The 8,626-nt window shown below is 55.1% G+C and carries 8 protein-coding genes and 1 riboswitch; of the genes, 7 read left to right on the forward strand and 1 reads right to left on the reverse strand.

What is annotated here, in order from left to right; translation table 11 throughout:
* The 7 genes from K341_RS0110450 to K341_RS0110480 form a co-directional block, all read left to right on the forward strand.
* A partial coding sequence (locus K341_RS0110450; RefSeq protein ID WP_026762762.1) for an IS200/IS605 family transposase occupies positions 1-219 on the forward strand: 219 nt, incomplete at its 5' end.
* A 236-nt stretch (positions 220-455) separates the two neighbouring features.
* A complete protein-coding gene (locus K341_RS0110455) occupies positions 456-1,811 on the forward strand; it encodes an MATE family efflux transporter (RefSeq protein WP_009348973.1) in 1,356 nt (451 codons plus the stop codon).
* Positions 1,812-1,925: 114 nt separating this feature from the next.
* A riboswitch (cobalamin riboswitch) is annotated at positions 1,926-2,124 on the forward strand.
* A gap of 149 nt (positions 2,125-2,273) precedes the next feature.
* Entirely contained in the window at positions 2,274-3,218 is a 945-nt protein-coding gene (nikB, locus tag K341_RS0110460) for a nickel ABC transporter permease (RefSeq protein WP_026762763.1), read from the forward strand.
* The gene (gene nikC / locus K341_RS0110465) at positions 3,215-4,027 is read left to right on the forward strand and encodes a nickel transporter permease (RefSeq protein WP_026762764.1); all 813 of its coding nucleotides are present in this window, start codon (positions 3,215-3,217) and stop codon (positions 4,025-4,027) included. The genes nikB and nikC overlap by 4 nt, the downstream gene beginning before the upstream one ends.
* Before the next feature lie 121 nt (positions 4,028-4,148).
* Positions 4,149-5,672, forward strand: coding sequence for an ABC transporter substrate-binding protein (locus tag K341_RS0110470; protein WP_375712113.1), 1,524 nt, complete (start codon positions 4,149-4,151; stop codon positions 5,670-5,672).
* A gap of 80 nt (positions 5,673-5,752) precedes the next feature.
* Complete coding sequence (locus K341_RS0110475) at positions 5,753-6,547, forward strand: ABC transporter ATP-binding protein (RefSeq protein WP_026762766.1); 795 nt, start codon at positions 5,753-5,755, stop codon at positions 6,545-6,547.
* Positions 6,531-7,379, forward strand: coding sequence for an ATP-binding cassette domain-containing protein (locus tag K341_RS0110480; RefSeq protein ID WP_009348968.1), 849 nt, complete (start codon positions 6,531-6,533; stop codon positions 7,377-7,379). The genes K341_RS0110475 and K341_RS0110480 overlap by 17 nt, the downstream gene beginning before the upstream one ends.
* A 103-nt stretch (positions 7,380-7,482) precedes the next feature.
* Here K341_RS0110480 and K341_RS0110485 read toward each other — a convergent pair whose 3' ends face one another.
* On the reverse strand, positions 7,483-8,400 hold the full coding sequence (locus K341_RS0110485) for a metal ABC transporter substrate-binding protein (RefSeq protein WP_026762767.1): 918 nt from the start codon (positions 8,398-8,400) through the stop codon (positions 7,483-7,485).
* Positions 8,401-8,626 lie beyond the last annotated feature (226 nt).

Here is an 8,626-nt window from a genome sequence, read left to right on the forward strand (position 1 = left end):
CTAAAGGGCAAGAGTAGCTTAATGATATTCCTGAAGTATGGGAACATGAAGTTTGCATACCGTAATCGAGAATTTTGGTGCAAAGGGTATTATGTCGATACCGTAGGAAAGAACACCAAGGCGATTAAGGAGTACATAGCTGACCAGCTGAAGAAGGATCGGGAGCAGGATCAACTGAGCTTGTTTGACCCAAGAGACCCATTTATGGGTGGCAAGTAATCTGTGCATGGCTGGCAGGCCAATAAAAGGCGTACTTGTACGCCGCCAATTACATAAGGGCTATGCCCGAAAATGAAAAACCACCCGCTATGCGGGTGGATATTTATTCGGTTCAGTCATATCATCCTCCTTTTCGCAAATAAAATAATCATATGAACATAAATATATATTGACAGTAAATATCAGTTATGATAATCTAATCTGCGTTACTGTGAGGTTTTCTCGGGGGGGATAACATGGTCACGTCGTATGACAAGATCTATCTGCGTGTGGGGATTCCTGCGGCGCTTGAGGGCGTTTTTATGATCCTCCTGAGCAACGCGGATATCATCATGGTCGGTTCGCTTGGCACGGCTGCAATTGCGGCGGTCAGTATTTTTACTCAGCCTCGTATGGTGCTCCTCACCGTGGCACGTTCCGTTGCCGCCGCCGTCACTCTGCTCATTGCGGAGCGGTTTGGCAGACAACAGAGCGACAGCTACGGCGATGTGATGAAAAAGACCTTGTCACTCGTCGTTGTCGTTCTCGGCATCGCGCATATTGTCTTTTTTATCTATATCGAGGACATCCTCCTATGGATGGGCGCACAGGAAAACTATATCGCTGACGCAGTGCTTTATGCATCGTGGACGCTGCCCGCTGTCTTTATCACATCGCTCTCGGCGACGATGCAGGCGGTTATGCTTGGGCGCGGCGAGTCTATGACCGTGCTCTCCATCAATCTGCAGGGGAACGTGCTGAACGTCATCCTCAACGCGTTTCTCATCTATGGCATCGGGCCTTTTCCCGCCCTCGGGGTGCTCGGCGCCGCCATCGGTACGATTGGCAGCTCTATTTGGTCGTTTCTCCTCAGCGTGCGCGTTCTCTTCCGCTGGGGCATCTTTGGACAGGGGAGCTATCTGCCGACACGCGATTATTTCCGTGAGTTCCTCGGCGTATTTGGCGGCATCTTCAGCGAGCAGGGATTTGAGCGCATCGGTATGGTCGTCTATACGCGCATGGTCGCCGAGCTTGGGACGATTCCATATGCCGTGCACGCCATCGCGATGAATTTCTGCGACTTTTACTACAGCTTCGGCGGGGGGCTTGGCAAAGCGAGCACAGTACTCGCAGGACATAACCGCGACGATGAAAAGCGGGATGCATGGCGGCGTTTCGTATGGATCGGCATTACATGGGGCTTTTTCTTCTCGACGGTCGCATTCCTGCTGACCTTCGTGTTCCGCGAGGAGATCTTCAGTATCTATTCGAGCGATCCGGAGTTGCTTGCACTTGGCAGCATAATTCTCATCTATGTCGCGGCGGTCAGTTTCCCGGAGGCGCATCAGATGATCTGCGCGGGCATTCTGCGCGCGAGCGGAAAGACCACGCAGGTCGCAGCGTATTCCTTTGTCAGCATCACGTTCCTGCGCCCCATCATCACCTATGTGTTCCTGCACGAAATGAATATGGGACTTGCAGGGGCGTGGCTCTCCCTCGCACTTGATCAGACGATACGCGCACTCTGCGCTACATTCCTCCTGCGCGGTGTATACCGAGCGAAATATGCGCCGAATGTCCTTGTTGCTTCGATAAACAATAATAACTTATGATTATTCTGGACGAATCTCTTGACAAGTCTGTCGTATGTAGATATACTACGCCTATAATCCTATAAAACTGCATAAAACGTTGCAAGTGTCGGAGAGATGTTTTCGTATCAGGGGGATATGAAAATAGATGCAGGTCTCCGAGCGATGAGAGGAAAACGGGTGCAATGCCCGTGCTGTCCCGCAGCCGTATGTAGGGAGTGTTCTTCCACAGGCGCAGAGCCTGTGCCTGTTAAAGTCACTGGTGACCAACCGGGAAGGCGGAGGAACGCGCTGATCTACGAGCCGGAAAGCCTGCTTGCAATAGGATTCATCGATGGACTTACGAGAGATGGGGAGATGGATGCACGGTTTGTATGCCCGCACGGGCATTTATGACCTTGTTTTTGTGCGTCCGGCCGCCTGTCTTTTCTAAGACAGGCGGTTTTTGTGTAGAGAAAGGCAAAGGGAAAAGGAGATGGAGACTTGACTGCCAAATTTTTTCTGACACGTTTCGGACAGATGCTGTTGACATTGCTCGGCGTGACGTTCCTGACGTTCGGTCTGACATTTCTCGCACCGGGTGATCCGATTGATGCAATCCTAGAGACGGGCGATACGATCGTTTCACAGGAAACCATCGAACGGACACGGCATGAGCTTGGATTAGACCTGCCCTTTCACGAGCAGTATTTCCACTGGCTGAACGGGGTTGTGCACGGGGATATGGGCATGAGTTATTCGGCGAAGATTCCCGTCGTCGACAAACTTGCCCAAGCACTGCCCGGGACGCTCGCGCTTGCCGGAACGGCGCTGGCGATGATGCTCGTCATCTCCCTGCCGTGCGGCATCATCGCCGCGGTGTATCGGAACCGTTGGCCGGATCATTTGATCCGAGCGATTACTTTCCTCGGCGTATCGATGCCGAGCTTTTGGGTTGGGTTGCTGCTCCTCTTTGTGTTCGGGCTGAAACTCGGCCTGTTCCCAATCGCGGGCGGCGAGGTGACGCCCGACCGTATGGTGCTGCCGGCACTCACGATTGCCATTCTCCTCTCGTCGAAGTATACGCGGCAGGTGCGCACGGCAATCCTCGAGGAACTCGGACAGGACTACGTGGTCGGTGCGCGTGCGCGCGGGCTGTCGATGCAGCGCATTCTCTGGCGGCATGTGCTGCCGAATGCGTGTCTGCCGCTGATCACGCTGTTCGGTCTTGCGGTCGGCTGGCTGCTCGGCGGCGTTGCGGTCATCGAGATCGTCTTTTCATGGCCGGGCATGGGCCGCCTTGCGGTGCGCGCGATAGAGACGCGCGACTATCCGTTGCTGGAGGGCTTTGTGCTCTGGATTGCCATTCTCTATATGCTGGTCAACTTCATTGTGGACATTTCCTATACCTATCTTGATCCGCGCTTGAAGAGGGGGACAAAAGCATGAGCAAGGACGCCAAAATTCTGCGCAGATACTCGATTATGGCGGGCATTATCTTCTTGGTTGCACTGCTCGTTCCGTTCATTCTGTCACAGAATCCCTATGAGTCCGTAATGCAGCAGGCATTTCTGCCGCCGTCCGCCGAGCACTGGTTCGGTACGGATAAGCTCGGGCGCGATCTCTTTACACGTGTGATCTACGGGGCGCGCATCTCGATCTTTATGGCGCTCACCGTCGTCATTCTGATCGCAGGCGTCGGCTCCTTGATCGGCGTCGTCTCCGGCTATGTCGGCGGCAAGGTGGACACGGTCATCATGCGGCTTGCCGATATATTTCTCGCGTTCCCGGGCATTGTGCTCGCGATCGCGATTGCCGGTATGATGGGCGGCAGTATCGTCAATGCGATTCTCGCGCTCGTTGCGGTCGGATGGACGAAATACGCGCGTCTCGCGCGCTCCGTCGCGCTGAAGATTCGCCAGCAGGACTATATATCGGCTGCGATCACGAGCGGCACGCGGCCGCGCGACATGCTCATCCGCCATGTCGTGCCGAATATCATTCCGATTGTGCTCACGACAGCGGCAATGGATATCGGCGCGATGATGATGGAGCTCGCAGGACTCTCGTTCCTCGGATTCGGCGCACAGCCGCCGACACCGGAGTGGGGGCTCATGCTGAACGAGGGGCGGCAGTCGCTCCAGACGGCGCCGTGGCTCATGATGTTCCCGGGCGCGGCGATCGTGATCGTCGTCGCCGTGTTCAACCTGTGGGGCGACGCGCTCCGCGACTATTTGGATCCGCGCAAGGCGAACTAAGCCTTTTCGGATAAAGGGACGGGGGCGAAAGTGACGCTCCCGCCGGATGTTTGGGGTTATGCAAGGAGGTTTTTCTGTGAAAAAATGGAAAAAAATGCTTACGGCGGCGCTCGCCGTGTGCATGTCGGCGGCAGTCTTTACCGGCTGCGGCGGCGGAGGGGATAAGGCAGCGGATACGAAGACGCTGAAGATCGGCGTGACGAACTTCGCGGATTCACTCGAGCCGACAGAGAACGCTTTCGGCTGGGTCGTTATGCGTTACGGCATGGGCGAAACCCTTACACAGTTCGATGAAAAGATGAATATTCAGCCGTGGCTTGCCGAGAGTTGGGAGATCAGCGATGACAAGCTGACATGGACGTTCAAGATTCGCGACGTTAAATTCTCGAACGGCAGACCGCTCACAGCCGAGGCGGTCAAGGCATCTCTTGAGCGTACGTTTGCAAAGAATACGCGGGCGGCAACATTCTTTAAGTATACGAACATGACGGCGGACGGGCAGACGCTCAAGATCACAACAGATAAGCCGGCGCCGAGTATGCTCGGATATCTCGCTGATCCTCTGTTCCTTATCGTCGATACGCAGAGTGAAGGGGAACGCGATTTTGCAAAGCAGGGACCGATCTGCACAGGGCCGTATGTCTGCGAATCCTTCGTGAAGGAAAAGGCCGTTATGAAGAAGAACCCGAACTACTGGGGCGGCGAAGTGCCGTATGAGACGGTAGAGATCCCCTCGATCGACGATCCGAACACGCGCGCGATGGCCCTGCAGTCCGGCGAGGTCGATATGGCGGTCAACATCGCTGCGGGTGACCTCGGCCTCTTCAACGACACGAGCAAATTCCATGTCGACCGCATCGCATCCCTGCGAACGGTGCTTGCACGCATCAATCAGAAGGGCATTCTCGGCGATCCGAAGGTGCGCGCTGCGTTTATCAGCATGTGCGATCGCAAGTCCTACAATGAAGTGATCCTCAAGGGCACGTTCATTCCGGGCAAGGCCCCGGTACCGCCCTCGCTCGACTATGGATTTGATCAGCTCGTCGACCCGAACGCCTACAATGTCGACCGCGCGAATCAACTCCTCGATGAGGCGGGCTGGAAGGACACGGACGGCGACGGCATCCGTGATAAGGATGGCAAGCCTCTGAGCGTCGACTTCATCGTTTACAACAGCCGTGCGGAGCTGCCGATCTATGCCGAGGCCGTGCAGGCGGATGCCAAGAAGGTCGGTATTGACGTGAAGGTCAAAACGGTGGACTATAATCTCCTTGACAAGATTGGCATCAACGGCGAATATGACCTTCTGATCTCGAACATCACGACGGCGAATACGGGCGACCCGGAGATCTACCTCAACTGGTACTGGCGTACGAATATCAACGGCGACAACCCGCAGAACGGCTCGGGCTACAGCAACCCGGAATACGATGCGAAATGCGCCGCACTTGCCGTCGAGTTTGATCCGGCGAAGCGCCGCCAGCTCATGATCGACATGCAGCAGATTCTCCTCAATGATGCGGCATCTCTTTTCCTCGGCTATCCCGAGACGAACATTGTCAGCTCGACCAAGATTACGGGCGCGATCATGCACCCCGCGGACTACTACTGGCTGACGAACAAGATCATGCCGGCAGCGAAGTAAAATTTCTAGGACTATCAGGCGGGAGCGTCGGGGTCTTACCCCCGGCGTTTCCTGCGTCATGAAGGGAAGGAGAAGCGCGGATGCAGATCGAGGTGAAAAACCTTTGCGTCGCTTATGAAGGCACGGAGATGGTGCATGATGTGAGCTTTTCGCTCGGCGAAGGCGAAGTGCTCTCCATTGTCGGTGAAAGCGGCAGCGGCAAAACGACCGTGATTCGCGCCATGATCGGCTGTCTGCCGAGCGTCGGCAAGGTCACGGGCGGACAGATTCTGTTCGATGGGAAGGATATGACGCAGGCGAGTGACGCGGACTGGCGCAAGGTCAGCGGCGGCACGGCGGCAATGATCTTTCAGGACAGCGGCAGTACGCTTGATCCGATTCAGACCATCGGACAACAGTTCGTCGAATACATTCAGACACATGAGGACGTGGGGACGAAGGAGGCAGCGGAGCGCGCGCAGGATATGCTCGCGCGGATGCACCTCAACAACCCTGCGAATGTGATGAAGAGCTATCCATTCGAGCTGTCCGGCGGTATGCGTCAGCGTGTCGGTGTTGCGATGGCGATGTTTTTCAGCCCCGCGCTGCTTCTTGCCGACGAGCCAACCTCGGCGCTCGATGTGACGACCCAGGCACAGGTCGTCAACGAACTGATGGATATTTGCAGAAAAGACGGCACGTCCATCGTCATGGTGACACACAACCTCGGTGTTGCTGCCTATATGTCGGATCAGATCATGGTTATGCGTTACGGCAAGGTCTTGGAACACGGGACGGCGGAACAGGTCATCGAGCACGCTAAGAGCGACTATACCAAGGAGCTCCTGCTCGCCGTACCGCAGATAGGAGGGGAAAGCTATGCAGCCGGAGCGTGAGGAAATCCTGCGCATCGAACACATTACGAAGCGATTCCCCATTGCGGGCGGAAAGGTTCTGACCGCCTGCGACGATGTGACGTTCCCCGTCTACAAAGGGGAGCTGCTCGGCATCGTCGGAGAGAGTGGCTGCGGAAAGAGTACGCTCGTGCGTACACTGATGCAGCTGCACGCCCCGTCGGAAGGACAGATTTTCTTCCGCGGGCAGGAGATTACGGGGCTGAAGGGGGAAGAGGCGCGCAATATGCGTCGCAACATCCAAATGGTGTTTCAGGATCCCAATACGGCGTTCAACCCGAAGATGAAGATCAAGGACATCATTTGCGAGCCTCTGCGGAACTTTGGTCTCCTCAAGGGCAGTGCGCGCGATAAGGCGGCGGAGCTGCTGCGTCTCGTCGATCTGCCCGAGGACTTTGCGGATCGCTATCCCGCGAACATGAGCGGCGGTCAGCGTCAGCGCGTCGGCATCGCCCGCGCCCTTGCGCTCGAGCCGGCGATTCTCGTCTGCGATGAGGCGACGAGTGCACTCGACGTCTCCGTGCAGGAGAAAATCGTCGAACTGCTCATCCGTATTCAGAAGGAGCGGGATCTCACGATCCTCTTCATCTGTCACGATCTTGCGCTCGTCTCCATGCTCTGCACGCGCGTTGTCGTTATGTATTTCGGCAAGGTTGTCGAAGAACTCGACGGCAAAGATCTCGCACATGCAAAGCATCCGTATACACAGAAACTTCTCAAATCTGTGTTCTCGCTGCTGCCAAAGGGAAAAGCACCGCGCATCGACCTCTCGGACGATGTGCCGAGCCCTGAGGATCAGGAAGCCGCGGGCTAAATCAATTAACGAAAAAACGGGACTGCCGTTCCTCTGTATGACAGAGAGCGGCAGTCCCGTTTTCGATTGTATGAGACTTTATATGAAGAGAAGAGGTATATTTTTACTGAAGCGCTTCCTTGAGCGTATTCATATTCTTACGCATCGTGTCGAGGTACGCATCCTTTGCCGCCGGCGTTGCCTCGCCCGTGACGACGGGATCAAGCGTATAGATCTTCGCACCTGTCTCGCGCGCGATGGTCTCTGCGGCGGCAGGGGAATACTGCGGCTCGGTGAAGAGAACCTTGGCAGAAAGTCCTTTGACCTGTTCGATGGTTTCCTGCAGTTCGGTCGGTGTCGGCTCCGTGCCCGGCTCACGCTCAACAACGCCGATGATGTTGAGATGGAACTCCTCGGCAAAATAGGGGAATGCTTCGTGGAATGTCACGATGTCCTTGTGCGGCACATTATCGAGTGCGGCGTGCATCTCGGTCTTGAGCGACGTGAGTTTTTCGATGTAGGCGGCAGCATTCTTCTCATAGGTGTCCGCATGGGCGGGATCGGCTTCCTTGAGCTGGTCGGCAATGTTGCGCACCTGCTGGATCGCATCCGTCACGCTGAGCCAGACGTGCGGGTTGTCGCCCTCCTCGTCGTGGATGAGCTTGATGCCGCGTGACGCGTCGATGACCTTGAGATTTTTCTGCTGCTCGGTCACTTTGTCCATGAAGTCCTCCATGCCTGCGCCGTTGATAACGAATGCATCGGCATTCTCGAGGGTCTTCATATCCTCCGTCATGAGCTGATAGTCATGCAGACAGCCTGTCTGCGGCTTCGTCATGTTGTGTACCTCAACGCCGTCGACCCCCTGTGTGATGTTGATCGTGGCAACATACATCGGGTAGAACGACGTGACGATGCGGAACGGCTGCGCCGGCTGTTTGTCCGCAGGTTTTTCCGCCGCTTTGTCCGTACCGCCGCAGCCGACGAGCGCGAGGGATAGGACGAGCATCAAAAGGGAGAGAATCTTCGTTGTACTACGCATGGGTAATCGATCTCCTTAGAGTGAAAATAAATATGGGGTAAGTCTCATGAAGTGAATCATAACGATATTGAAAAGAATTGTCAATAGAAATGAAAACATTCAGTTATTTTCATATCATATGCTATAGACGATGTTTTTATTTTCGTGAATTGCAAGAGCAAGTTGAACAGTGATTTAATTAAGAAACATTTTCAATAGCGTATACTTCATCCAAGAAGGTGTTAAA

Origin of the sequence: Centipeda artemidis DSM 19719, assembly GCF_000426665.1 — a bacterium.
Classification (GTDB): Bacteria; Bacillota; Negativicutes; order Selenomonadales; family Selenomonadaceae; genus Centipeda; species Centipeda artemidis.

What these genes read in the sequence shown, in the direction of transcription:
- K341_RS0110455 (WP_009348973.1), top strand. Translation starts at nt 456, where the DNA reads ATGGTCACGTCGTATGACAAGATCTATCTGCGTGTGGGGATTCCTGCG.
- nikC (WP_026762764.1), top strand. Translation starts at nt 3,215, where the DNA reads ATGAGCAAGGACGCCAAAATTCTGCGCAGATACTCGATTATGGCGGGC.
- K341_RS0110470 (WP_375712113.1), top strand. Translation starts at nt 4,149, where the DNA reads ATGTCGGCGGCAGTCTTTACCGGCTGCGGCGGCGGAGGGGATAAGGCA.
- K341_RS0110475 (WP_026762766.1), top strand. Translation starts at nt 5,753, where the DNA reads ATGCAGATCGAGGTGAAAAACCTTTGCGTCGCTTATGAAGGCACGGAG.
- K341_RS0110480 (WP_009348968.1), top strand. Translation starts at nt 6,531, where the DNA reads ATGCAGCCGGAGCGTGAGGAAATCCTGCGCATCGAACACATTACGAAG.
- K341_RS0110485 (WP_026762767.1), bottom strand. Translation starts at nt 8,400, where the DNA reads ATGCGTAGTACAACGAAGATTCTCTCCCTTTTGATGCTCGTCCTATCC.